20 protein-coding genes are annotated in these 24,085 nt (G+C 67.2%); 11 read left to right on the forward strand and 9 right to left on the reverse strand.

Annotation, left to right across the window (positions count from 1 at the left end):
• Positions 1 to 23 precede the first annotated feature (23 nt).
• The 5 genes from ACQ5J0_RS01575 to ACQ5J0_RS01595 all read right to left on the reverse strand — a co-directional run bounded on the left by ACQ5J0_RS01575 (position 24) and on the right by ACQ5J0_RS01595 (position 5,305).
• Positions 24 to 776, reverse strand: a complete 753-nt coding sequence (locus ACQ5J0_RS01575) for a TIGR02186 family protein (RefSeq protein ID WP_462568780.1) — start codon at positions 774 to 776, stop codon at positions 24 to 26.
• Complete coding sequence (locus ACQ5J0_RS01580; protein ID WP_462568781.1) at positions 773 to 1,681, reverse strand: sulfite exporter TauE/SafE family protein; 909 nt, start codon at positions 1,679 to 1,681, stop codon at positions 773 to 775. The genes ACQ5J0_RS01575 and ACQ5J0_RS01580 overlap by 4 nt, the downstream gene beginning before the upstream one ends.
• 45 nt (positions 1,682 to 1,726) lie before the next feature.
• Positions 1,727 to 2,602, reverse strand: coding sequence for a hypothetical protein (locus tag ACQ5J0_RS01585; RefSeq protein ID WP_462568782.1), 876 nt, complete (start codon positions 2,600 to 2,602; stop codon positions 1,727 to 1,729).
• 260 nt (positions 2,603 to 2,862) lie between these two features.
• Entirely contained in the window at positions 2,863 to 4,269 is a 1,407-nt protein-coding gene (locus ACQ5J0_RS01590; RefSeq protein ID WP_462568783.1) for a glycosyl transferase family protein, read from the reverse strand.
• 268 nt (positions 4,270 to 4,537) lie between these two features.
• Complete coding sequence (locus tag ACQ5J0_RS01595) at positions 4,538 to 5,305, reverse strand: TorF family putative porin (protein WP_462568784.1); 768 nt, start codon at positions 5,303 to 5,305, stop codon at positions 4,538 to 4,540.
• 278 nt (positions 5,306 to 5,583) lie between these two features.
• Between ACQ5J0_RS01595 and ACQ5J0_RS01600 the strand changes: the two genes are divergently transcribed.
• Together ACQ5J0_RS01600 and ACQ5J0_RS01605 are read left to right on the forward strand one after the other, a co-directional pair.
• On the forward strand, positions 5,584 to 6,390 hold the full coding sequence (locus ACQ5J0_RS01600) for a metallophosphoesterase family protein (RefSeq protein ID WP_462568785.1): 807 nt from the start codon (positions 5,584 to 5,586) through the stop codon (positions 6,388 to 6,390).
• Positions 6,387 to 7,718, forward strand: coding sequence for a UDP-glucose dehydrogenase family protein (locus tag ACQ5J0_RS01605; protein ID WP_462568786.1), 1,332 nt, complete (start codon positions 6,387 to 6,389; stop codon positions 7,716 to 7,718). Before ACQ5J0_RS01600 ends, ACQ5J0_RS01605 begins: the two co-directional genes overlap by 4 nt.
• 57 nt (positions 7,719 to 7,775) lie before the next feature.
• Here ACQ5J0_RS01605 and ACQ5J0_RS01610 read toward each other — a convergent pair whose 3' ends face one another.
• Positions 7,776 to 9,599, reverse strand: a complete 1,824-nt coding sequence (locus tag ACQ5J0_RS01610; protein WP_462568787.1) for a DUF885 domain-containing protein — start codon at positions 9,597 to 9,599, stop codon at positions 7,776 to 7,778.
• Positions 9,600 to 9,762: 163 nt separating this feature from the next.
• A complete protein-coding gene (locus ACQ5J0_RS01615) occupies positions 9,763 to 11,043 on the reverse strand; it encodes a metal-dependent hydrolase family protein (protein ID WP_462568788.1) in 1,281 nt (426 codons plus the stop codon).
• Between the two features lie 134 nt (positions 11,044 to 11,177).
• On the opposite strand from ACQ5J0_RS01615, the gene ACQ5J0_RS01620 reads away from it, so the two are divergent.
• Positions 11,178 to 13,235 carry a S9 family peptidase gene (locus ACQ5J0_RS01620; RefSeq protein WP_462568789.1) on the forward strand — a complete coding sequence of 686 codons (2,058 nt, stop codon included), beginning with the start codon at positions 11,178 to 11,180 and terminating at the stop codon, positions 13,233 to 13,235.
• Positions 13,236 to 13,292: 57 nt separating this feature from the next.
• On the opposite strand, the gene ACQ5J0_RS01625 is transcribed toward ACQ5J0_RS01620, so the two are convergent.
• The gene (locus tag ACQ5J0_RS01625; protein WP_462568790.1) at positions 13,293 to 14,183 is read right to left on the reverse strand and encodes a MipA/OmpV family protein; all 891 of its coding nucleotides are present in this window, start codon (positions 14,181 to 14,183) and stop codon (positions 13,293 to 13,295) included.
• Positions 14,184 to 14,292: 109 nt separating this feature from the next.
• On the opposite strand from ACQ5J0_RS01625, the gene crtY reads away from it, so the two are divergent.
• The 8 genes from crtY to ACQ5J0_RS01665 all read left to right on the forward strand — a co-directional run bounded on the left by crtY (position 14,293) and on the right by ACQ5J0_RS01665 (position 23,854).
• Positions 14,293 to 15,471: a lycopene beta-cyclase CrtY gene (gene crtY / locus ACQ5J0_RS01630; protein WP_462568791.1), complete on the forward strand. Its 1,179-nt coding sequence runs from the start codon at positions 14,293 to 14,295 to the stop codon at positions 15,469 to 15,471.
• 5 nt (positions 15,472 to 15,476) lie between these two features.
• The gene (locus ACQ5J0_RS01635) at positions 15,477 to 17,042 is read left to right on the forward strand and encodes a phytoene desaturase (protein ID WP_462568792.1); all 1,566 of its coding nucleotides are present in this window, start codon (positions 15,477 to 15,479) and stop codon (positions 17,040 to 17,042) included.
• Positions 17,039 to 17,620, forward strand: a complete 582-nt coding sequence (locus ACQ5J0_RS01640; protein ID WP_462568793.1) for an LOG family protein — start codon at positions 17,039 to 17,041, stop codon at positions 17,618 to 17,620. The genes ACQ5J0_RS01635 and ACQ5J0_RS01640 overlap by 4 nt, the downstream gene beginning before the upstream one ends.
• 49 nt (positions 17,621 to 17,669) lie before the next feature.
• Positions 17,670 to 18,656, forward strand: coding sequence for a phytoene/squalene synthase family protein (locus ACQ5J0_RS01645; protein ID WP_462568794.1), 987 nt, complete (start codon positions 17,670 to 17,672; stop codon positions 18,654 to 18,656).
• Between the two features lie 36 nt (positions 18,657 to 18,692).
• Complete coding sequence (locus ACQ5J0_RS01650) at positions 18,693 to 20,558, forward strand: acetyl/propionyl/methylcrotonyl-CoA carboxylase subunit alpha (protein WP_462568795.1); 1,866 nt, start codon at positions 18,693 to 18,695, stop codon at positions 20,556 to 20,558.
• 83 nt (positions 20,559 to 20,641) lie between these two features.
• Positions 20,642 to 21,277, forward strand: a complete 636-nt coding sequence (locus ACQ5J0_RS01655) for a glutathione S-transferase family protein (RefSeq protein WP_462568796.1) — start codon at positions 20,642 to 20,644, stop codon at positions 21,275 to 21,277.
• A 280-nt stretch (positions 21,278 to 21,557) separates the two neighbouring features.
• Complete coding sequence (locus tag ACQ5J0_RS01660) at positions 21,558 to 23,396, forward strand: DEAD/DEAH box helicase (protein WP_462570154.1); 1,839 nt, start codon at positions 21,558 to 21,560, stop codon at positions 23,394 to 23,396.
• 11 nt (positions 23,397 to 23,407) lie between these two features.
• Positions 23,408 to 23,854 carry a YaiI/YqxD family protein gene (locus ACQ5J0_RS01665; protein WP_462570155.1) on the forward strand — a complete coding sequence of 149 codons (447 nt, stop codon included), beginning with the start codon at positions 23,408 to 23,410 and terminating at the stop codon, positions 23,852 to 23,854.
• A 14-nt stretch (positions 23,855 to 23,868) separates the two neighbouring features.
• On the opposite strand, the gene ACQ5J0_RS01670 is transcribed toward ACQ5J0_RS01665, so the two are convergent.
• Entirely contained in the window at positions 23,869 to 24,078 is a 210-nt protein-coding gene (locus ACQ5J0_RS01670) for a hypothetical protein (RefSeq protein WP_462568797.1), read from the reverse strand.
• Positions 24,079 to 24,085 lie beyond the last annotated feature (7 nt).

A 24,085-nucleotide genomic window follows, 5' to 3' on the forward strand; every position in this document is an offset into this window, starting at 1 on the left:
GGCACAAGCTCCGGAAACATCTGCTAGATCATGGCGTAGAAACGCCCTGCGGCCCAGCCCATCCCGATCGAGAGCAGCACTGCGGCGAGGCCGTAATAGAGCCCCCACTCATTGGCGGAATTCTCGATGAAGCGTTCGAACCCGACCTTGCGCACCGCGACCTCGGCCATGGCCGATGCGATCACGCGCCCGTCGGTGACTGCGAAGGTCTCGGCGGTGTAGATCCCGGTGCTGACGTTGGAGGGCAGCGAGATGCGGGCCTGATAGAGCACCTGCTCGCGCAATTCGACGCCGCCGACCAGTTCCTGATAGAGGTTCTGCCGCGTCTTGAGATCGACCAGCCCGGCGGTAAAGCGCGCCTGCTCCGCCGGGTCGATGATTCCGGTCGGCGAGAGCTGGATATAGTCGGTCCCGAATTCGTAGATTGCGGCGGTCTTCTGGTCGACGATTTCGTCGATCGGCCGCGAGGAAGCCACCGCGAAGAAGGAAGGGACAGAACGGAAATCGGTGTTCTCGGCGTTGACCCAGACGCCCCCGAAACGCGCCTTCTCGCGCAGCCGGATCGGTTCGGGCGGGCCCTTGAGCACGACGACGATGTCGTATTCGCCGCCTACCCCTCGCCCCGCAGGATCGATGATCGCCCCGAACAATAGCAGTTCGGTGCCGGTGAAGCCCTGACGGACCTGAACTTCGTGCTGCGACACTTCGGGCACCAGGATCGGATCGCGCTGGCCCGACAGCATCAGCGCAAAAAGCAGCAGGAGCAGCGCCCTCACAGCGGCGCGACCGTGTAGATTTCGTCGGGCTGCACGAACAGGCCGAAGAACATCCGCAGCGCGATCGCGAGCACGATCGAGGCGAGAATAAGCCGGAGGATTTCCGGCTTTACCTTGGAGGCAACCTGCGTGCCCATCTGCGCCCCGGTGACCGAACCGATCAGCAGCAGCCCGACCAGCACGATATCGACCGCTCTGGTTGTCAGCGAATGCATCATGGTGGTGGCGATGGTGACGAAGAGAATGTTGAACAGACTGGTGCCGACCACGACATTGGCGCTCATGCCGAGGATATAGAGCATGGCAGGGACGAGGATGAAGCCGCCGCCCACACCCATCAGCATCGTCAGGATGCCGACCAGAATGCCCAGGATCAGCGGTGCCAGCGGCGATATGTACAGGCCCGAGCGATAGAAGCGCCAGCGCATCGGCAGCGAGGCGACCAGCGGATGGTGGCGGCGCCGTTTCGCGACCGAACCGGAGGACTTGCCGCGCAGCGCCCGGATCGCCTCGCGCGCCATCATCATCCCGATCGAGCCGAGCAGGATAACGTAGAGCGCGCTGATCACCACGTCGATCTGCCCCATCGCCCGCAGCCAGCGGAACAGCAACGAACCGATTCCTGCGCCGATCATCCCCCCGACGACCATCACCCCGCCCATGCGGTAGTCCACCCCGGCGCGCTTGGAATGCGCCAGCACACCCGAGACGCTGGCGCCGGTGACCTGGGTCGAGGCTGAGGCGGCGGCCACCGTCGGGGGCACGCCGTAGAAGATCAGCAATGGCGTGGTCAGGAACCCGCCGCCGACGCCGAACAGACCCGAGAGCAGGCCGGTCACCAGCCCGAGCGCGACGATCCAGAGCCCGTTCACGGACAGGTTCGCGATGGGCAGGTAGACGTCCATGTCCGCGCCCTATCCCAGCCTGCCCGCCGATCATAGCCGCCGGGGTCAGAAAGAGGTCGAAAGCGTCAGCGCCGCTCCCGAGGACGGTTCCGCATCCCCCGCGACCCGGAAGCGGTAGTCAGCCGCCAGCCGGACGCTGCCCTGTCCGACCCGCAGCGCCATGCTTGCGGTCGGTCCGACATCGAGCCGCTCGGTCCCCTTCTGCGCCCCGCCCCAGGCACCGCCTCCCACCGCGAGCGCGCCGCGCTCGAAGCGCTTCGCATCGCGCTCGACCACCAGGCTGCCATCGGCGAAACCGGTCGCGAATTTGCCGCCGACATAGCCCGCCTGCGCATAGCCGCGGACCCGCGCGTCGAGCGGAAGCGCCCGTTCCACGCCGAATGTAACGAAGGCCGAGGGGCGCAGTTCGACCCGGTCGCCCAGCCGCGACGCACGCACCTCGCCATGCGCGCGGAGCGGGAGCGCCGCCACGGGCCGGATGCTGATCCCCGCTGCCAGATCCGCCTCGCGCGAATCGATCGCCCCGGTGGCGCGCAGATAGGCCTGCGGGGGGTGCGCGCGCGAGCCCAGATCATAGCGCAGAACGGCGCCGAACTGGCTTGCGCCATAAGTCGGCGCCAGCGGCGCCGCACCGGCCTCGCCGGCGCTGCCCTCGCGCAGGAACAGCCAGCCGTCGATCGAAAGCCGCTTGCGACCGCTCGCCTCGGCTGCCGGCGGGGCGAGCGAGAAGCCGACCCGCTGCAGCGTAGCGGGCCCGGGCGCAGGTCCGTGGCTCTGCCGGGGCAACTCAGGCTCAGCCGCCCCGAAGACGGGAGGCATTCCCGAGCCGCTGTCCAACTGCTCGCGGATCGGCGGCCCCGGCGCCGGTGCCGCAAACCAGGCGCGAAGCGGGACTGCGGCGGCGGCAGCCCCGAGGCGCATAAACGGCGGCGACGTGAGGTCGGTTGGCCCGGTCCGCCAAGGCGCGGGCGATCCATCCCGCAGGGCCGTGTCCGCTCTGGCAATCGCTTCCGCCCCCCGCGCGGGCCGCGCGAGAAGCTCCGATTTCCCGGGCTCCGACACCGGCGCCAGCAGGCTGGCTCTCAACCCGAACCAGATTGCGACCACCGCCAGCATGATCGCCAGCGGCTGGCCGCGGAAGGATCGGGAGTTCGGCAGGGACCCGAGGGTCGGCCGGACGATCATGCCGTGTGGGGGGCCATGGCGAGGGAGGCGGGATGATCGTCGTGGTCGGTCTTGTCCCAGCGCGCCTCCGCGCCGCGCAGCGTCGCGACATAGGCGGCGATGGCGCGCCGCCCCGCCATAATCGCGATAACGTTCGACACCGGGATCCGCAGTATCGCCAGCAGCCCCTCGCGCCAGCCGAATTCGCGCGTCGTGAAGACGGCGCGGACCAGCGCCCGCCAGACGAAGGCGAAGCTGCAGATCACCAGCATCGCGGTCAGCAGCGGCGAGGCCTTGACCGGCAGCAACACCCCGAACAGCGCCGCGATGCCGAGCAGGCCCGTCGACAGCAGCAGCAGATAGGCCATGGCGAGCAGCAGCGCCGCGAACGGGCCCCGGCGGTCGCGCAGCTTCATCCACAACCGCACGATCCCGCCGTTCCACCCCAGCCGGTCCCAGCCCTGCAGCGCGATCCCGTGGATCCAGCGCGTCTTCTGCCGGACTGCGGTGTCGATCCGCGAGGGGAAATAGGCGCGCGTCGCGATCAGCCGGCCTTCGCGGGTGCGCAGCCGCAGGAAGCGATCGCGCCCGCCGATCGAGCCGACATTGAGCCCGAATTCGTAATCCTCGGTCAACGACTTCACCGCGAAGGGGCCGTTGCCGCCCGAGAGCTGGGCGAGGCGTTCGAGCGTCTCGCGTTCCACCGCGCTGCCCACCCCGGCGCCGGGGATCCCCGCACCCAGCGCGCTGCGGACCACCATCACCTTGCCGTGAGCTTCGGCGAATTCGTCGCTGTAATGGCCAGCCACGAAGCGCGATCCGGGTTGCGGCAGGGCGAGCACCGGCAGCTGGACGAATTCGGCGTGGTCGAGCGCCGCGTCGAGCGCGGCGAGCGCGGCCGGGTCGACCATGTCCTCGGCATCGTGCAGCACCACCATCCGCGCCCGCTCGCCGCTGCGCGACTCGTCCGCCTGCAGCGCCGCATAGAGCGCGTTGAGGCAGTCTGCCTTGCAGGTCGGGCCGTCGCGATCGTGCACGACCACGCGGACCCGCGAATCCTCGCGAGCGACGATCGAGGCTTCGGCCAAGGTGGCGGCATCGTTGCGATAGCAGCCGATGTAGAAGCGCGCCTCGGCCTGCGGCCAGGCCAGGCGGGCGTGGGTCAGCATCGCGCGGATGACCCGTGCCTCGTCCCACGCCGGGACGAAGATTGCCGCGATCCCCGACAGCGGGCGCGCGCGCAATTGCCCTTCATCGACGAGCGGGGTCGCGACCTTGCCGCGCAGCCGCAGCCACCCATAGGCGAGATCCACGACCAGTTCGTCCAGCGCACCGAGGATGAAGAAAAAGGTCGCGAAAAGGAACAGCTCGTGCTGGACCAGCGCAAGCCATTCGGCAGCGTCAAGCTGAGGCAGTATCCCCATCGCGAATCCCCCCGCGACTCATGTATAGGCAGGAGCCTTTACTTGCAACGATTTCGGATACGATTGAAGGCGGGCGAGCTAGGAGCAAATCCTATTGCCGGCGAAGAAAATTGCTCCGGTTCGGAGCCAAAAGCGCGAAGGAAAGCCGGATACCGTTTGGGCTGCCCGATTGGCCGGGTCCCAGAGCCGCAGCCCCAGGACCATATTCGGGCTGGAAACGATGAGGGGGCGGATTTGAGCCCGCCCCCGCTCGAAACCGTGCCTGGGTTCAGAAGCTCGCGCTGAGCGTGACCACAATTGCGTCGTCGACGAAATCATAGGCTCCAGCCGGAATGTCGCCTTCGGCGCCGACATAGGCGGCGCTGATCGACAGCGGCCCATAGAGCGCCGTCTCCGCGCCGATCGACCAGTCGAAAGCCTTGCTGTCGGTGGTGTAGGTCAGGAAGCCATCGGTGTAACCGACATGCCCGGTCAGGCTTACCGGAGTGCCGGGGATGCCCACTCCCACATCGGTATAGACGTAGAAATTGTCCGTCCCGCCGAGCGAATCCTGCTCGGGAGCGTAAGCGACGCCGACGGTGGCTTCGGCGGGTCCCATGGCGAAGCCTACCGAGCCATAGACTTCGACGTAATCGAAATCGCCCGGGCCGGCATCGGGGTAGAGGTAACCGATGACCCCGACATCGGCGGAAAGGCCGCTGGCGAACTCGCCGCTCCAGCCGCCGTAAATATCCAGCTCGGTCGAGCCGTAGCCCACCGTGGTCTCGTCGAGCGACGACGCCCAGGCGCCGACATAGAAGCCCGAATTGGTCGCCAGATCGAACCCGCCCTGGACGGCGATCTCGCCCCCGGACAGATCGACACCGCGGAACCGATATTCGCTCGCGATCGCGACATTGGCCGAGATCGTGATCGGCCCCTGGGTGTCTTCCTCGACTTCGTCGGCGGGGTTGACGACCTGCGCGAAGGCAGGGGCGGATAGGGTAAAACTCGCCAAGACGAGCGATGCGGCGAGGCCGCGCGAGGACGTTAGCATGACAGACTCCTGATGGTTGTCGCTTCGTCCCACCTGCAAACGACGTCGGGCCCGTGTTTTGGTTCGGGTTCCTCTTACGTGTTCGCAACCATATTTCACAAACGAAGCCATGAAAGCAAGTTTCGCAGCGAATATTACCAATTGACGACCGAGAGCGTGGTTTTTGTGCAACTGCGAAAGCCGAGGCTGGATGCAATCCCGCCATCGCGCGGTTGCCCGCCGGCCCGCTCGCGACTATGCGCCTTGCAGCGCTTGGTTTCGGCGCCATCTTAACGCCCATGCTCAATTCCCTCCGCCAGATCTTCCGCAGGCCCAAGGCGCCGGTCAAGCTTTCGGCGGTGCCCGAAGGCGAACGCTATTACGTCGTCGGCGATGTCCACGGCCGGTTCGATCTGTTCGACGCGCTGCGCCGGGCGATCGAGGAGGACGACGGCGCTTCCCCGCAGGCGAGCTCGACCGTGGTCCTGCTGGGCGATCTGGTCGACCGCGGCCCCCACAGCGCGGGCGTCATCGCCGCCGCGCGCGAATGGCAGGGCCTGCGCCCGCTGCGCTGTCTGGCCGGCAATCACGAAGAAATGTTCCTCGACAGCTTCGAGGACAAGGACGTGCTGCGCCACTTCCTCAAGCATGGCGGCCGCGAGACCATCATGAGCTACGGCATCTCGCGCAAGGATCTCGACGCGCTGACGCTGGGCGAATTGCAGCGCGAACTCACGCGGCTGATTCCGGAAGGCGACCGCGCTTTCCTCCAGTCGCTCGACGAGATGATCGTGGCCGGAGACTACGTCTTCGTCCACGCAGGCGTCGATCCAACCCGCGCGATCGACGATCAGAGCCGCGGCGACCTGTTGTGGATCCGCGAGCGCTTCCTGCGCCATCCCGATCCGCTCAGCCATGTCATCGTCCACGGCCACACCATCTTCGAGGATATCGAACATCGCGGCCACCGGATCGGGATCGACACCGGCGCCTTCCGCACCGGCGTGCTGACCGCGCTGGTGCTCGATGGCACGCAGCAGCGTTACATCCAGGCTGTCGACACCGACGGCACGATCACCATTCGTCACACCGGAGGCATTTCATGAAGATCGCAATGGTAGGCTCGGGCTATGTCGGGCTGGTATCGGGCGCCTGCTTCGCCGATTTCGGCCACGAGGTGGTCTGCATCGACAAGGACGAAGCGAAGATCGCGCGGCTCTGCGACGGCCTCATGCCGATCTACGAACCCGGCCTGGAGAAACTGGTCGACGCCAACGTCAAGGCCGGCCGGCTGAGCTTTACCACCGATCTGGCCGGAGGCATCGCCGGGGCCGAGGCGATCTTCATCGCGGTGGGCACCCCCAGCCGCCGCGGCGACGGGCACGCCGATCTCTCCTTCGTCTATGCCGTCGCCGAGGAAATCGGCGCCAGCCTGGCGAACGACGCGGTGGTGGTGACCAAATCCACCGTACCCGTCGGCACCGGCGACGAGGTCGAGCGCATTCTCGCCGAAAGCGGCACCACCCACCGTTTCGCCGTGGTCTCCAACCCCGAATTCCTGCGCGAGGGCGCGGCGATCGGAGACTTCAAGCGCCCCGACCGGATCGTAATCGGTGCGCAGGACGATTTCGGCCGCGCGGTCATGCGCGAGGTCTATCGCCCGCTGTTCCTGAACGAATCGCCGATCCTGTTCACCGGGCGCCGCACCAGCGAGCTGATCAAATACGCCGCCAACGCCTTCCTCGCGACCAAGATCACCTTCATCAACGAGATCGCCGATTTGTGCGAACGGGTCGGCGCAGACGTTCAGGATGTCAGCCGCGGGATCGGGATGGACAACCGCATCGGCTCGAAATTCCTCCACGCCGGCCCCGGCTATGGCGGCTCGTGCTTCCCCAAGGACACGCTGGCGCTGCTCAAGACCGCCGAGGATTACGACAGTCCGATGCGGATCGTCGGCGCCGTGGTCGAGGCCAACGACAGCCGCAAGCGGGCGATGGGGCGCAAGGTTCTCGATGCGCTGGGAGGCAAGGAGACCGCGCGCGGCAAGAAGGTCGCGCTGCTCGGGCTGACATTCAAGCCCAACACCGACGATATGCGCGATTCGCCCGCGATCGCGGTGGCGCAGACGCTCACCGACGCCGGGGTCGAGGTCTTCGCCTACGATCCCGAAGGCATGGAGGCGGCGGCCCCGCTGATGCCGCAGGTGACCATGTGCGAGGATCCCTACACCACGATCGAGGGCGCCGACGCCATCGCCATCGTGACCGAATGGGACGCCTTCCGCGCGCTCGATCTCGACCGGGTCAAGGAGATCGCGCGGGCCCCGGTGCTGGTCGACCTGCGCAACATCTATCGCGCCGACGATTTGCGCGCGCGCGGCTTCGACTATGTCAGCGTCGGACGCGGTGAACCGCCCGCCGCGGCCAAGTAGAGGTTTGGCCCGCTAGGGGCTTGGTCCGCCAGCGGGCCGCCCGCGGAATAGCGCCTCTCAGGCGCCGCCCGCGGCGATCCAGCGGTCGATCTTCGCCTCCAGCACCGGCAGCGGCAGCCCGCCGGTGTTCAGCACCTGCGCATGAAAGGCCTTGATGTCGAAATCGTCGCCCAGCCGCTGCTCGGCGCGCTGGCGCAGTTCCTGGATCTTGAGCGCGCCGACCTTGTAGGCCAGCGCCTGGCTCGGGATGGCGATATAGCGCTCGACCTCGGCCACCACTTCGGTGCGCGTCATGCCCGAGTTCGCCAGCATGAAGTCGATCGCCTGCTCGCGGGTCCAGCCCTTGGAATGCAGCCCGGTGTCGACCACCAGCCGCATCGCGCGCAATTGCTCGTCCTGCAGCGTGCCGTAGCGGTTCCAGGGATCCTCGAAGAAGCCCATCTCCTCGCCCAGCGTCTCCGCATAGAGCGCCCAGCCCTCGACGAAGGCGGTGGTGCCGCCGAAGCGCATGAAGGCGGGCAGCGCCTCGTTCTCCTGCGCGAGGCTGATCTGGAAGTGATGCCCCGGCGCGCCCTCGTGGAGATAGAGCGTGACATTGCCCGTCGTCAGCCGGCTGGGCAGGTCATAGGCGTTGAAATAGAACACCCCGGGGCGCGACCCGTCGGGCGCACCCGATTCATAGGACCCGCCTGCCGAGAATTCTTCGCGGAAGGTTTCGTAGGGCCGGATTTCGAGCGGCGCCGCAGGGGTCAGCGAAAACAGTTCGTCGATCTTGGCATCGACCTGCTTGCCGATGTCGTAATAGCTCTGCGTCAGCGCCTCGCGGCTTTCCGGCTTGAACTGCGGATCGGTGCGGACGTAGTCGAAGAATTCGTCGAGTGTGCCCTCGAAGCCGACCTCGGCCTTGATTTCTTCCAGCCCGGTCTTGATCCGCGCGACTTCGCTCAGCCCCAGCTCGTGCAGGTAATCGGGTTCGAGCGGCAGCGTGGTCGTGCTCTCGATCAGCTGGCGATAGAGCGCCTCGCCGCCCTTCATCTGCGACAGCCCCACGCTCGTCCGCGCCCGCGGCAGATATTCGTCGCGCAGGAAATCGCGCATCCGCTCGTGCGCCGCATAGATGTCCTGCGTCGCGGCGCGATAGTCCTCGGTCAGCCGGGCTTTCTCGGCAGCCGTAAAGCTGTCGGGGAAGTTCTTCACCGGCATCCAGAAGGGCGATTCCTCCAGCGGCATCGCGATCTGCGTGTCGAGCTGTTCTATCACATTGCCGATCGTGAGCCTGGTTTCGAGCACGCCGCTCTCGAGCCCGTCGCGAAACAGCGCGATCGCGCGGTCGTTGAGCTCGATGTAGTTCTTATGGCGGCTGAGATTGTTCTCGTAATCCTCGACCGTCTTGAACGGGGCGGCGCTCTGGCCGCTGGCAAAGGTCGGGTAGAAGGTATGGAAGCCCGAGAAATGGTTCACCGGGCGCACCTCGGTGACCGCGATGATTTCGTCGGTCAGTCCCTTGAGCGCCTGCTGCTGGTTGTAGGCGAACACATCATAGGCAAGCCGATCGGTCTCATCGAGCGCGGACCGGTCGATGGCGCGCAGCTGCTCCAGATTGCTCTGCGCATCGACGCGGCTCGCGTCATTGTATTCGTCGGTAAGGAAGTCGCCGATCCGGTCGGCGTAGCGCATGTCGCCGCGAAACAGCGCGCTGATCGGATTGAGCTTCAATTCGCGTTCGTCGGCATCGGCGAACAGCGCGAACAGCCGGTCGTGTTCCGATTGCGTTGCCGAAGCAGCTTCCATGGCGGGCGGACCGGCCTCGCGCGCGGTGGTGGCGCAAGCGGCGAGCGAAAGCGCGGCACTCGCGAGCAGCGCGATGCGGATTGTCTGCATTGGTGATTCCCCTCTCAATTCGTCCTCAAATCGTCATTGCGAGGAGCCCACTTGGGCGACGCGGCGATCCATGGATTGCCGCGCCTTGCTGGCGCAAAATTCGCAATGACGAAACCGCTAACGCGATTTCAATCGACCAGCGTCGGTGCACATTCTGCGAAGGCTACTCGGCGATCCGCCCGCGGACCATCACCCACTCGACATCCTCGAGCACGGTGACATCCTCGAGCGGATTGCCCGCGACCGCGATCATGTCGGCGGAATAGCCGGGCGCGAGCCGTCCGATCTCGTCTTCCATCTGCAGCACCTGCGCCGCGACGGTGGTGGCGCTGGCGAAGGCCTCGCGGTGCGGCATGCCCTGGGCCACCATCAGCGCGAATTCCTCGGCGTTGCGGCCATGGTCGAACACGCCGGCATCGGTCCCGAACGCGATCGGGACGCCCCAGCGATAGGCCCGCCCCATGAACACCTTGGCGGTTTCGGCGACCGCGCGGATCTTGTCCTCGACCACCGGAGTATAGATCCCCTGCCCCAGCCGCTCGGTCACGCCCTGGAACGCCATCAGCGTCGGGACCAGAACGGTGCCATTGGCTTTCATCGCCTCGGCTGCAGCCTCGTCGAGATAGGTCGCGTGCTCGATGCTGTCGATGCCGGCACGCGCCGCCGCCTCGATCCCGCGCGCGCCATGCGCATGCGCCATTACCTGCAGCCCGAGCGAATGCGCGGTATCCGCGATGCTGGTCATTTCGGCATCGGAGAAATGCGCCTCGAGCCCGCGGCCCTGCTGGCTCAGCACCCCGCCCGTGGCGGTGATCTTGATCACATCCGCGCCGTTCTGGCTCGCGCGGCGGACCTTCTCGGCGCATTCGACCGCGCCGGTGCAGGTGTAGCCCGAGGTGAGCACCGCGTTGACCTCGGGCCGAAAGCCCGAGACGTCGCCATGCCCGCCGACGATGGCCAGCGCCGGTCCGGCGGCGACAATCCGCGGTCCCTCGATCAGGCCTTCCTCGGTCCCGCGCCGCAGCGAGAAGCCGCTCTGCTGTGCGCTCCCCGCCTCGCGCACCGTGGTGAAGCCGGCGCGCAGCGTCTTCGCGGCGTTCTTTGCGCCAACGACCACGCCCCATTCCTCGGGCTCGACCGAATCCTTCCAGAAATCGCCCCCGGGATCGCCGGTCAGATGGACATGCAGATCGATCAGGCCCGGCACCACGGTCATGCCCTCGAGCCGCACCGTCTCGGCGCCCGCAGGCGCAGGGTTCCAGCCCGACTCGATGCTCACGATCCGTCCATCGGTGACCGTGATCGTCGCCGGGCCCATCGGCTGGCTGTCGGCGTCGGCGATGACGTTGCCGGCGTGAACCACGGTGGTGTCGGCCAGAGCGGGCGTGGCGGCCAAGGCGACAGGCAGTGCGGCGGCCAGCGCCAGCGGATAGGTGAAACGCATGAAAACTCTCCCTTTGCGCGAACTGATGCCTTGCCCGGCGCGCGCGCACAAGCGCCGGTTTGCCAAGCGCGCCTGCCTCGTTATGAAAGCGGCATCCGCAAATTCCCACGATCGAGAGAGAGGATCGCCCCGCCATGACCCGCCGGACACTCACCACCCTGTTGCTCGCCTCCAGCGCGCTCGCCGCCACCGCTGCCTCGGCGCGCCCGATGACGCCGGAAGACGTTGCCAGGCTCGAAAGCGTTGGCGCGATCGCGGTCGGGCCCGACGGCAGCCGGATCGCCTACACCACGGTCAGCCTGCCCGATGTCACCGCAGGCGAGGAAAACGGCGGACCCCGCCAGCAGCTCCGGCTGGCCTACGGGCCGGGCAATGTCCGCGACTTCCTGCCCGAAGACATGAACGTCGGCTCGATCGCCTTCTCGCCCGATGGCCGCTGGGTGAGCTTCCTGTGGACCAGGGAGGACGAGAAACGCGCGGTCTGGGGCATTCCGGTGGATGGCGGCGCGCAGCGCAAGCTCGCCGAAGTGGAAGGCGCCGCGGTGCGCAGCTACGCCTGGAGCCCCGACGGCAGCCATATGCACCTGCTCGCCGGAGCAGCCGAGGACAAGGCGCGGACCAGCCAGAGCGAGGCGGGGTTCGACGCGATCGTCTATGAGGAAGAAGCGCGGCTCAATCGCCTGTTCCGCGCCGCCATCGGCGCGACGCCGGATGCCAAGCCGCAAGCGATCGCGATCCCCGGTTATGTCAGCGATTTCAAGATCGCGCCGGACGCGCGCTATGGGATCATCGAAAGCGCGCCGACCCCGCAGGTCGACGACAGCTACACATCCAAGCGCCTCCACGTACTCGATCTCGCTACCGGCCGCATCAGCGCGGTGGTCGAGACGCCGGGCAAGATCGGCGATGTCGAGATCTCGCCCGACGGTTCGCGGCTGTCGCTGATCGCCGGGATCGACATCAACGATCCCGCCGCGACGACGCTGCATTTCGTCGATGTCGAGACAGGAGAGTATCGCGCGCTCAACCAGGGCGCGCCCGAGGCGGCGGTGGACGCCGAATGGCTCGCGGACGGGCGGCTTGCGGCGGTGATCCACAAGGGCGCGCAGTCGGCGCTACGGATCTACAATGCCGACGGAAGTATCGATGTCGAACACGATAATGACGAATTGATCCTGACCGCGGTCGAGGCGGCCGGAAACCGCATCGCGGTGACGGCCAATTCTCCCAGCCATCCCAGCGAGTTGTTCGTCTGGGACGAGGGCGCCTTCGAGCGCTGGACCTCGCATAACCCGTGGCTTTCGCAGATCGACATGGGCCAGCAGCGCACCGTCACCTACACCGCCCGCGACGGGCAACAGGTAGAAGGCGTTCTGGTCGAACCGGTCGGCGGCGCTCCGACCGGCGGGGCGCCCCTGATCCTCGATGTTCATGGCGGCCCCGAAGCGCATGATTCCAATGGCTGGGTCACCAATTACAGCGGCCCGGGCCAGGTCGCGGCGGGCCAGGGCTATGCGGTGTTCCTGCCCAATTACCGCGGCTCGACCGCTTACGGCACCGTCTTCTCCAAGCAGCATCAAGGCAATTACACCGACCCCGAATTCACCGATCTGGTCGATGCCAAGCGCGCGCTGGTCGAGATGGGCGTGGCCGATGCCGACCGGGTTGGGGTGACCGGCGGATCCTATGGCGGCTACGCCACCGGCTGGGCCTCGACCTATTTCAGCGACGAGTTCGCTGCGGGTGTGATGTTCGTCGGGATCTCCAATCAGATCAGCAAGTTCGGCACCACCGACATCCCCTACGAGATGTACAATGTCCACAGCCTCGCCTGGCCCTGGGACGATTGGCAGAAGATGCTCGAGGTCAGCCCGATCTATCACACCGACAAGGCCGAAACCCCGCTACTGATCATGCACGGGGCCGAGGATACGCGGGTCTCGCCGTCGCAGAGCTACGAGCTTTACCGGTCGATCAAGGTGCGCAAACCCGAGACCCCGGTACGGCTGGTGCTCTACCCCGGCGAAGGCCATGGCAACAACCGGGCGGCGGCGCGCTACGATTACAATTTGCGGATGATGCGGTGGTTCGAGACCTATCTCAAGACCGGCGACCGCGATGCTCAGCTGCCCGCCCCGCGGCCGATCCTGGCACCGGGAACGGTCGGCACGGAATCCGCCACCAGCGACTGATACGGAAAGGGCGGCTCGATGAGCCGCCCTTTCTTCGTTCGACGCTGCTCGACAGGGTCAGAAGGTGTAGCCAATCCCGATCGCTCCGAGGAACTGGTCGGCCTCGCCGCGAAGGCTGGTGAAGGGCGAATCCTTGGCGTCGCCGAGCATGCGCGAATAGCCGCCCAGCCCGATCAGCGCGAGCCCGCCATCGGTGACATCGCCATTGAGATCGTAGGCCAGCAGCACGTTGACGCCCGCGCTTTCGAACCCGCTATCGGCCTGGAAGCCGGGCAGGACATCGGCGGCGGGCAGCGCTGCGTTGGCGGCGGGGACAGAATAATAATAATCGGCGTAATCGTCGTCGATATATTTGGTGCTCAGCGACAGCATTGCCGCGATCCCGCGGCTCAGCGGGGTGAAATAGGTGATCGAGGGGCTCACCGACATGCCCTCGTGAGCGCCCGCCACATCCCAGGCCGCATCCACCGAGAAGCTGAGGCTGTCGAAGGGGTTGAGCACCTGCGGGAAGCTGACCCCGACGCTGGGGCCGACCTCGATCGCGGTATCGAGTTCGCCGTAGGCCTCGACCACCGGATCCTTGATGCCATCGAGATCGGCGCGGTCGCGGTTGAGCTTGATCACCGGGCCGAAGGAGAAGGACATGCCCTCGTCCGGATCGGGAATGAAATCGAGCGCGACCCCCGCGGCGCGCGGACTGATATCGACCCCGGCCAGCGAACCCTGCACGATCGGCAGGACGAAGGTGCGGTAATCGTCCGAACCCGAATAGCTCGCGCCATAGCCGACGCCGATGCCGACAGTCAGGTAATCGCCGTCGAACACGGTGTCCTCGGGTAGGTCCGGCGCCGCGGCCCGCACGCCGGGCGCAGCAGCATCCTGCGCGGCGAGCGGGGCGGCGACGAGCATGGTTCCAGCGGCCATCAGACCAGCGGCGAATATTTTCATGTTTTTCCTCGGATGACGTTTCGACGCAATAACGGGCCGGCTGCGCGCACGTTCCCTTGCATTCCTTTGCATTGCCCTAGTCCACGTTGCTGCCTAGGGCAAAGCGGCAATGAACGGGCGAACCCTCGATATTGCCGTGGTTGGCGGCGGACTGGCCGGCGGACTGATCGCCCTCGCCATCCATCGCGCGCAGCCGGAGCGCCGGATCGCGCTGATCGAGGCAGGCGGAAGCTATGGCGGCAATCACCGCTGGAGCTGGTTCACCGGCGATCTCAACCCCGAGGGAGAGGCGCTGATGGAGCCCTTTCCCCAGACCGTCTGGCCCGAGGGTAACATGGTCCGCTTTCCCGCGCATCAGCGCCAGCTCGCCGGCGAATACCGCTCCCTCGCCAGCGCAGACTTCGACCGCACGCTGCGCCGTCTGCTGCCGCAGCAGGCCATCATGGCGGGGACGCGGGTCGAGAGCGTGTCAGAGCATGGCGTCGAGCTCGAGACCGGCGAGCGGCTCGCGGCGGCCACGGTGATCGACTGCCGCGATGCCGGCCCCTCGGAGCATCTGACCGGGGGCTGGCAGGTCTTCATGGGCCGCCACCTGCGCTGCGACAGCCCGCACGGGGTCGTGCGCCCGATCATCATGGATGCCACCGTAGAGCAGCACGGCGCCTATCGCTTCGTCTATGTCCTGCCGCTGGGGCCGCAGGACATCTTCGTCGAGGACACCTATTATGCCGACGAACCTCGGCTCGACCGGGCGGTGCTTTCCGAACGGATCGCGGCCTATTGCGCCAGCCATGGCTGGACCGGCGAGACGGTGGGAGAGGAAACCGGCGTGCTCCCGGTAATCACGGGGGGCGATTTCGCCGCCTATCGCGACAGTCTGGCTGTGCCCGGGGTGGTGCTGGCCGGAGCGCGCGGCGGTTTCACCCATCCGCTGACCAGCTACACCACCCCGATCGCGGTCGCCAACGCGCTCGCGATCGCCCGCCAGACGCATCTTGCGGGCGACGAACTCGCGCGCTTCGTCGATCGCCGCGCGCGCGATCACTGGCGCGCGACCGGCTTCTACCGCATGCTCGGCAAGATGCTGTTCGACGCCGCCAGGCCCGAGCTTCGCTACAAGATCTTCGAACGCTTCTACCGCCTCCCCGAACCGCTGATCGAGCGGTTCTACGCCGCGCGTTCGACCCGGCTCGACCAATTGCGCACGCTCACGGGCAAGCCGCCCGTCCCCATCCCCCGCGCCATTGCCGCCCTGCTTGGCAAAGGCAGGCCTCTCGTCCAAGGATAGCAGCGATGAACGCGACACCTCCCCATATCACCGCCGCGCCCACCGATACCGCTACGGTTGAGACTTCGGCGACCGGCAAGACCGCCTGCGTGATCGGCTCGGGCTTCGGGGGGCTGGCGCTGGCCATCCGCCTGCAATCCGCCGGGGTCGCCACCACGGTGATCGAATCGCGCGACAAGCCCGGCGGCCGCGCCTATGTCTTCGAGCGCGAGGGCTTCACCTTCGACGCCGGCCCGACCGTGATCACCGATCCCGACTGCCTGCGCGAATTGTGGGCGCTGTCGGGGCACGACATGGCCGCGGATGTCGATCTGATGAAGGTCATGCCCTTCTACCGGCTGACCTGGCCCGACGGGACGCAGTTCGACTATTCCAACGACGAGGACCAGCTGTTCGACGAGATCGCGCGGATCAACCCCGCCGATGTCGCGGGCTACCAGCGCTTCCTCAAATATTCCGCCGAGGTCTACGAGGAGGGCTACGTCAAGCTGGGGCATGTGCCCTTCCTCGACTTCAAATCCATGCTCAAGGCCGCGCCCGCGCTGGCGCGCAAGCAGGCCTGGCGCAGCGTCTATTCGATGGTCAGCCATTTCATCGAGGACGAGAAGCTGCGCGAGGCCTTCAGCTTCCACACGCTGCTGGTCGGCGGCAGCCCGATGAAGACCAGCGCGATCTACGCGCTGATCCACAAGTTGGAGAAAGACGGCGGCGTCTGGTGGGCGCGCGGCGGGACCAACCAGCTGATCGCAGGAATGGTGCGCCATTTCGAACGGATCGGAGGAACCGTCCGGCTGGACGACCCGGTGATCCAGGTCCACACGCTCGGCACCGTGGCGACCGAGGTCGAAACCAAATCGGGCTTCCGCCAGCGTTTCGACGCGGTCGCCAGCAACGCCGACATCATGCACAGCTACAAGGATTTGCTGAGCGGTTCGGGACGCGGCGCGAGCTCTGCCAAGACGCTGGCGCGCAAGAAATTCTCGCCCAGCCTGTTCGTGGTCCATTTCGGGCTCGAGGGGACCTTCCCCCACATCCCGCACCACATGATCCTGTTCGGCCCGCGCTACAAAGGGCTGGTCGACGACATCTACAAGCATGGTGTGCTGCCCGCCGATTTCTCGGTCTATCTCCACCACCCCAGCGTGACCGACCCCAGCGTCGCGCCCGAAGGTAAAAGCACCTTCTACGCGCTGGTCCCGGTCGCGCATGCCGGCAAGCTGGCGGTCGACTGGGAAGAAACCGGTCCGCTGCTGGAAAAGCGCGTGCTCGACGAGGTCGGACGGCGGCTGGATATTCCCGATATCCACGAGCGGATCGTGACCAAGTTCCATTATAGCCCACGCGATTTCTCGCAGGATCTCAATGCGCATCTGGGCAGCGCCTTCAGCCTGGAGCCGCTGCTGACGCAGAGCGCCTGGTTCCGCGGTCACAACCGCGACGACGTGATCGGCAATTTCTACCTCGTCGGCGCCGGGACCCATCCGGGCGCGGGCATCCCCGGGGTGGTCGGCAGCGCCAAGGCGACCGCCGGGCTGATGATCGAAGATCTGGTCGGAGCGACGCACGCGTGAAGAGACTTGCCGTTTACTGCGGATCGGCGACGCCGAAGGACCCGCGCTATATGGAACTCGCCCGCGCCGTCGGCGAAGGGCTCGCGCTGCGCGGGATCGGCGTCGTCTATGGCGGCGGTCGGCTCGGGCTGATGGGCGCAGTCGCCAAGGGCGCGCTCGATGCCGGGGGCGAGGTGATCGGGATCATCCCCGAGGCGCTCGCCAGCTCCGAGGTCGCCAATCACGACTGCACCGAGTTGTACACGGTGTCGGGAATGCACGAGCGCAAGCAGCGTTTCACCGATCTGTCGGACGGCTTCGTCACCATCCCCGGCGGCGTGGGGACAATGGACGAATTGTGGGAAGCGATCAGCTGGGCGCAGCTGGGCTATCACGACAACCCGGTCGGGCTGCTCAACGCCTTCGGCTTCTTCGACCACCTGCTCGCCTTCAACCGCCACATGGCCGAGGTCGGTTTCATCCGCCCCGCGCATCAGGGGATCATGATCGCCGACGAGACGTTGGACGGTCTGCTCGACAGGATGGAGCGCTATCAGCCGCACACGCCGATCTTCCAGATGACCGCCGCCGATCTTTAGACAGAGCCAGGTTTTGAGCAAACAACGCCCTCTCGCTCCATCGAGCTATATGCGCAGCACCCCCGCAGTGGCCGGCGGCGGGCGCAATCGCGCCTCGCTGGTGCGGCAGGCGCGCCGCGCGATCGAGGAAGGCTCGCACAGCTTCGCCGCCGCCTCCAAGCTGTTCGACCGCCGCACCCGCGAGCGCGCCTGGCTGCTCTACGCCTGGTGCCGCCGCTGCGACGATATCGCCGACAATCAGGACATGGGCGGCCCGCTGGGCGATCAGGGCGACGCCAAGAGCGCCGAGGACCGCGTCCAGGCGATCCGCGTGCTGACCCGCCGCGCCTTCGAGGAACAGCCCACCGCCGACCCGGCCTTCGACGGCTTCGGGCTGGTGGCGGACGAGTGCAATCTTTCGCCCGAAATGGCGAACGACGTGATCTCGGGCTTCGCGCTCGACGCGGGCGGCTTCACCCCCAAGAACGAGCGCGACATGCTGCGCTATTGCTATCATGTCGCGGGCGCGGTCGGGATCATGATGGCGCGGCTGATGGGCGTGCCCGAGGACGACGGCGAGACGCTCGACCGCGCCTGCGATCTCGGGCTCGCCTTCCAGATCGCCAATATCGCGCGCGATATCGTCGAGGATGACGCAGCGGGTCGCTGCTACCTCCCTGCCGAATGGCTGGCGGAGAAGGATTTCGCCCCCGGCGAGCACGCCAAGCCGCACAACCGCTTCGTACTCGCCAGCCTGATGCCGCGGCTGATCGGGATGATGGAGGTCCACGAGGCGGCGGCGCGGCTGGGCGCGGCGAGGCTCGGCTTCCGCCAGCGCTGGGCGGTGCTCGCGGCGGCCAATATCTACGGCGCGATCGGGCGCAAGGTCCTGAACCGCGGACAATTGGCCTGGGACCGCCGGGTGGTGGTGCCGGGCTACGAGAAGCTGTGGCATGTCGCCCGCGCCTTCGGCCAGGCGCTGGTCAATCGCCCAGCCGGACCCGGTGTCCCCATCACCTGGACGCGGCACGACTTTCGCCCGGTCGCGGGCTGGTAGCTTGATGCGCGGTCATGGGGCGGCTAGCGCGCTGGCATGATCACCAAGCTCCTCATCGCCAATCGCGGCGAAATCGCCTGCCGCATCATCCGCACCGCGCGCGAGATGGGGATCGCCACCGTCGCGGTCCATTCCGACGCCGATGCCAACGCACTGCATGTCCGCCAGGCCGACGAGGCGGTGCATATCGGCCCCTCCCCCGCCGCGGAGAGCTATCTGCGCGGCGAGACGATCATCGCCGCGGCCAAGGCCAGCGGTGCCGAGGCGATCCACCCGGGCTACGGCTTCCTGTCGGAGAACGCCGCATTTGCGCAGGCGGTGATCGACGCCGGGCTAATCTGGGTCGGCCCCAAGCCCGCCAGCATCAGCGCGATGGGCCTCAAGGATGCCGCCAAAAAGCTGATGCGCGCAGCGGGCGTCCCGGTGACGCCCGGCTACGAGGGCGAGGACCAGTCGGTCGAGCGGCTCGCAAAAGAGGCGCAGGCGATCGGCTATCCGGTGCTGATCAAGGCGGTCGCGGGCGGCGGCGGCAAGGGAATGCGCAAGGTCGACGATCCCGCCGCCTTCGCCGAACTGCTCGACAGCTGCCGCCGCGAGGCCAAGGCCAGCTTCTCCAACGACGAAGTCCTGCTCGAGAAATGGATCACCAGCCCGCGCCATATCGAGGTGCAGGTGTTCGGCGACAGCCACGGAAATGTGGTCCATCTGTTCGAGCGCGACTGCTCGCTCCAGCGGCGCCACCAGAAGGTGATCGAGGAAGCCCCCGCCCCCGGCATGGACGAGGACACCCGCGAAGCGATCTGCGCCGCCGCGGTCCGCGCTGCCAAGGCGGTCGACTACGAGGGCGCGGGCACGATCGAATTCATCGCCGATGCCAGCGAAGGCCTGCGCGCCGACCGCATCTTCTTCATGGAGATGAACACGCGGCTGCAGGTCGAGCATCCAGTCACCGAAGAGATCACCGGGGTCGATCTCGTCGAATGGCAGCTGCTGGTGGCGAGCGGCGAACCGATCCCGCTGGCGCAGGATGAGCTCGCCATCGAGGGCCATGCGATCGAAGCGCGGCTCTATGCCGAGGACCCTGCCCGTGGCTTCCTGCCGAGCACCGGGCGGCTCGACCATCTCGATCTGGGCCGCGCGGGCCGGATCGAGACCGGGGTCGAGCAGGGCGACACGATCTCGCCCTTCTACGACCCGATGGTCGCCAAGCTGGTCGCCTGGGGCGAGACCCGCGACGATGCCATCGACACGCTGCTGGCGATGGCCGACGGGGTCGAGATCTGGCCGGTCCGCACCAACGCCGCCTTCCTCGCCAATGCGCTGGGCGACGACGATTTCGCCGCCGCGCGGCTCGACACCGGTTTCATCGAGCGCAAGGGCGAAGCGCTGATCGCGGATGGCGAGCCCGACCCCTCGGTCCGCGCCGCCGCCGCCGAGCTCGTGCTGCTCTCCGCCGGCGCCTATCGCGATCCGCTCGCCGGTTTCCGCCTCAACCGCGCGCCGCGGCTATCGGTGGCGCTGACCCGCGACGGCGAGAGCCGGGTGGTCGATCCCGCCGGGCAGGCGCCGTTCGAACCGCTGACGGGTTTCGCCGATGCCGACCGGGTGGTGGTGTTCCACGAAGGCCAGGCGCATGAATTCGGGCTGGCGACGCGCGGCTCAGGCGCGGCCGCCGCAGGTGACGGCGCCATCGTCGCGCCGATGCCGGGCAAGGTTATCGCGGTCGATGTCGCCGAGGGCGATGCGGTGAAGAAGGGCGACCGGCTGCTGGTGCTCGAGGCAATGAAGATGGAGCACGCGCTGACCGCGCCCTTCGATGGCACGGTTGCCACCCTGTCCGCCAGCCAGGGCGGACAGGTGCAGGTGGATGCCGTGCTGGTGGTGGTCGAACCCGCGGAGTAAGCCGCGCCCGGCGATCCGAAGCGGCTGGACCGCTCCGCAGTTCATGCTATGTTCCATACCTTGCGAGTCGCCGGGAGGATGGCATGGCCGAACTGATTTTCTACACCAACCCGATGTCGCGCGGGCAGATCGCTCGCTGGATGCTCGAGGAGACCGGCGCACCCTATGAGCAGCGCCTGGTCGGCTATGGCGACGCTATGAAGGGCCCCGAATATCTCGCGGTCAACCCAATGGGCAAGGTCCCCGCCATCGTCCACGGTGGCCGGAGCGTCACCGAATGCGCCGCGATCTGCGCCTATCTGGCCGAGGCCTACCCCGAGGCCGGTCTTGCTCCCACTGCAGACGAACGCGCGGATTATTATCGCTGGCTGTTCTTCGCCGCGGGACCGCTCGAACAGGCCGTCATCAACCGCTCGATGGGCTGGGAAGCCCCCGCGGACAAGCAGGCGATGGTCGGCTACGGTCAGTTCGAGCTGGTGGTCGAGGTGCTGGCGGGCTGGCTGGCGGATCGCGATTACGTCTGCGGCGAGCGCTTCACCGCGGCAGATGTCTATGTCGGTGCGCAGGTCGACTGGGGACTGGCCTTCGGCTCGCTGCCGAGCAACCCCGCCTTCGAAGCCTATGCGGGCCGGCTGCGCGAGCGCCCGGCCTACAGCCGCGCCAAGGCCATCGACAACGAGTTGATCGCCGCGGCGCAGGCGGCAAAAGCGGACGCCTGAGCGCCGCCCGGCAAGCGCGGATCGGACCCCTGCCCCGCTCGTCGGACTGGGTGTCCCTTCCCGGCCGATCGGTGCGATCCGGCCCTTCCTCGGCTGCCCCCAACCGGGCGACAAAAACAGTTGAAGCCAAAGCGGCGCCTTTGCTGTATAGGCCCGCCCCCAGAACAAGGCGATGGACCGTGCGGCAGTGGCTGCGCTGGCCGAAGCCTCTGCGCTTCGCCGCAAAACCCCTCAATCTTGCCTGTCGCCCAGCGCGGCCTGGCCCATCCCCGTGAGCATCATGACCTTTTCCGAACTTCCGCCAATCCTGGCCACCGCGCTCGCCGAGCGCGGCTATGAAAAACCCACCGAAGTCCAGGCCGCCGTACTGGCGCCCGAGGCCGCGGGCCGCGATCTGGTGGTTTCCGCGCAGACCGGTTCGGGCAAGACCGTCGCCTTCGGCATTTCGCTCGCCGCGCAGCTGCTCGAGCGCTTCAACCAGGCGACCGAGCTGCCGCTGGTGCTGGTGATCGCCCCGACCCGCGAACTCGCGCTGCAGGTCAGCCGCGAACTCGGCTGGCTCTACGCCGGGACCGGGGCGCGGATCGCGACCTGCGTCGGCGGGATGGACGCCTCCAAGGAACGCCGCGCGCTGCGCAACGGCGCGCATATCGTCGTCGGCACCCCCGGTCGCTTGCGCGACCACCTTGAGCGCGGCCCGCTCGACCTCTCGCAGCTCCACACCGCGGTGCTCGACGAGGCCGACGAGATGCTCGACATGGGATTCCGCGAGGACCTCGAGGAAATCCTCGACGCGACCCCTGCCGGTCGCCGCACGCTGCTGTTCTCGGCGACCATGCCCCAGCAGATCGTCACGCTGGCCAAGCGCTACCAGCAGGACGCGCTGCGCATCGCCACCGCCGGCGACAAGCGCGGGCATGGCGACATCGCCTTCCAGGCGGTGACCGTGTCGCCCGCCGAAATCGAGGCCGCGACGATCAACCTGCTCCGCTACCACGAAGCCGAAACCGCGATCCTGTTCTGCGCCACGCGCGACAGCGTCCGCCGCCTGCACGCCACGCTGCAGGAACGCGGCTTCGGGGTGGTCGCGCTGTCGGGCGAACATTCGCAATCCGAGCGCAACCAGGCCATGCAGGCATTGCGCGACCGCCGCGCACGGGTCTGCGTCGCCACCGATGTCGCCTCGCGCGGGATCGATCTGCCCAGCGTCAGCCTGGTGATCCATGTCGAGATCCCGCGCGATGCCGAGACGCTCCAGCACCGTTCGGGCCGCACCGGGCGCGCGGGCAAGAAGGGCACCGCGGTGCTTATCGTCCCCTACCCGCGCCGCAAGCGCATCGAATCCATGCTCCGCGGCGCCAAGATCGACGCGCAGTGGATCGACGCCCCGACGCCCGAGAGCATCCGCGCGCAGGACCGCGAACGGCTGATCGGGGCGCTGCTCGAGCCCACCGAATTCGACGACGAGGATCGCGCGCTGGCGAAGCGGCTGATGAGCGAGCGTTCCCCCGAGGACATCGCCGCCGCGCTGGTCCGCGCGCACCGTGCCGCCATGCCGCAGCCCGAGGAAATGATCGAGAACACCCCCGAAGCGCGCTCGGCCGCGCAGAAGGAACGCCATCGTCCCGGTTTCGCGGACACGGTGTGGTTCAAGATGGATATCGGGCGCAGCCAGAACGCCGATCCGCGCTGGATCCTGCCGCTGCTGTGCCGCCGCGGGCACATCACCCGCAACGAAGTCGGCGCGATCCGCATCGGCGGCAACGAGACCCATTTCCAGGTCCCGCGCGCCATTTCCGAGCGCTTCGCCGAATCGATCCTGCGCACCGCCAATGGCGACAGCGAGGAGGACGGCGTCAACATCGAGCCTTCCGAGGCACCGCGCGAATCCGCGCGCGTCCACCGGACCGCGGGTGCCAAGCCCGCCAAGCCGCATCACCGCGGCAAGAAGCCCAATGCGGGCGGCTTCGGCGGCGGTGGTGGCTTCGGCGGCGGTGGCGGCTACAAGGGCAAGAAGCCCGGCGGCGGCGGCTACAAGGGCAACAAGGGTCCACGCCCCAGCGGTCCGGTGAAGACGAGCGGCGGCGCCACCATCAAGCCGAAGGGCAATAAGGACTGACCTCGGTGAGCCTGCGCGTCCTGATCGATGCCGACGCCTGCCCGGTGAAGGACGAGATCTACCGGGTCGCGAAGCGGCATGGTGCGGGGGTGACGGTGGTCAGCAATGCCTGGCTGCGCATCCCCGAGGATCCCTCGGTCGAGCGCGTCGTGGTCAGCGACGGCTTCGACGCCGCCGACGACTGGATCGCCGAGCACGCGAGCACCGACAGCGTGGTCGTGACCTCGGACATCCTGCTCGCCGGTCGCTGTCTCGAAGCGGGGGCGGCGGTGCTCGCGCCCAATGGCAAGCCCTTCACCGCCAATTCGATAGGCGGCGCGATCGCGACCCGGGCGCTGATGGCGGATCTGCGCGCCGGGGGCGAGCAGCTCGGTGGCCCTCCGCCGTTCGGCAAGACCGACCGCTCGAACTTCCTTCAGGCGCTGGATCAGGTCCTCGTCCGGCTGAGCCGGCGCTGATCAAGCGGAGCCGATCATTCGTCGGTTTTCTTCGGCGTCACCCAGATATCGATCGGCGCCGCGAACTTGCCCGGCGCGGGCTTGCCGACATCGATCCGCTCGGCGGTGACCAGCTCGCCGCTGGTCAGGTTGAAGCTCGCCCAGGGCTTGGGCATCCGCCCGAAGGTCATGGTCTGGATCGGGCGCCCGGTGGCGCTGTTCATGATGGTTGCGGTGATGGCCATGCGGGAG

The sequence above is a fragment of the Qipengyuania sp. SM2512 genome (assembly GCF_054954005.1).

Bases quoted from the DNA above. Each gene is read 5' to 3' on its own strand.
- ACQ5J0_RS01655 (WP_462568796.1), top strand. From the start codon at position 20,642: ATGGCCGAACTGATTTTCTACACCAACCCGATGTCGCGCGGGCAGATC.
- ACQ5J0_RS01620 (WP_462568789.1), top strand. From the start codon at position 11,178: ATGACCCGCCGGACACTCACCACCCTGTTGCTCGCCTCCAGCGCGCTC.
- ACQ5J0_RS01580 (WP_462568781.1), bottom strand. From the start codon at position 1,681: ATGGACGTCTACCTGCCCATCGCGAACCTGTCCGTGAACGGGCTCTGG.
- ACQ5J0_RS01650 (WP_462568795.1), top strand. From the start codon at position 18,693: ATGATCACCAAGCTCCTCATCGCCAATCGCGGCGAAATCGCCTGCCGC.
- ACQ5J0_RS01660 (WP_462570154.1), top strand. From the start codon at position 21,558: ATGACCTTTTCCGAACTTCCGCCAATCCTGGCCACCGCGCTCGCCGAG.
- ACQ5J0_RS01645 (WP_462568794.1), top strand. From the start codon at position 17,670: ATGCGCAGCACCCCCGCAGTGGCCGGCGGCGGGCGCAATCGCGCCTCG.
- ACQ5J0_RS01625 (WP_462568790.1), bottom strand. From the start codon at position 14,183: ATGAAAATATTCGCCGCTGGTCTGATGGCCGCTGGAACCATGCTCGTC.
- ACQ5J0_RS01615 (WP_462568788.1), bottom strand. From the start codon at position 11,043: ATGCGTTTCACCTATCCGCTGGCGCTGGCCGCCGCACTGCCTGTCGCC.
- ACQ5J0_RS01605 (WP_462568786.1), top strand. From the start codon at position 6,387: ATGAAGATCGCAATGGTAGGCTCGGGCTATGTCGGGCTGGTATCGGGC.
- ACQ5J0_RS01590 (WP_462568783.1), bottom strand. From the start codon at position 4,269: ATGGGGATACTGCCTCAGCTTGACGCTGCCGAATGGCTTGCGCTGGTC.
- ACQ5J0_RS01600 (WP_462568785.1), top strand. From the start codon at position 5,584: ATGCTCAATTCCCTCCGCCAGATCTTCCGCAGGCCCAAGGCGCCGGTC.
- ACQ5J0_RS01635 (WP_462568792.1), top strand. From the start codon at position 15,477: ATGAACGCGACACCTCCCCATATCACCGCCGCGCCCACCGATACCGCT.
- ACQ5J0_RS01610 (WP_462568787.1), bottom strand. From the start codon at position 9,599: ATGCAGACAATCCGCATCGCGCTGCTCGCGAGTGCCGCGCTTTCGCTC.
- ACQ5J0_RS01585 (WP_462568782.1), bottom strand. From the start codon at position 2,602: ATGCGCCTCGGGGCTGCCGCCGCCGCAGTCCCGCTTCGCGCCTGGTTT.
- ACQ5J0_RS01595 (WP_462568784.1), bottom strand. From the start codon at position 5,305: ATGCTAACGTCCTCGCGCGGCCTCGCCGCATCGCTCGTCTTGGCGAGT.
- ACQ5J0_RS01670 (WP_462568797.1), bottom strand. From the start codon at position 24,078: ATGGCCATCACCGCAACCATCATGAACAGCGCCACCGGGCGCCCGATC.
- crtY (WP_462568791.1), top strand. From the start codon at position 14,293: ATGAACGGGCGAACCCTCGATATTGCCGTGGTTGGCGGCGGACTGGCC.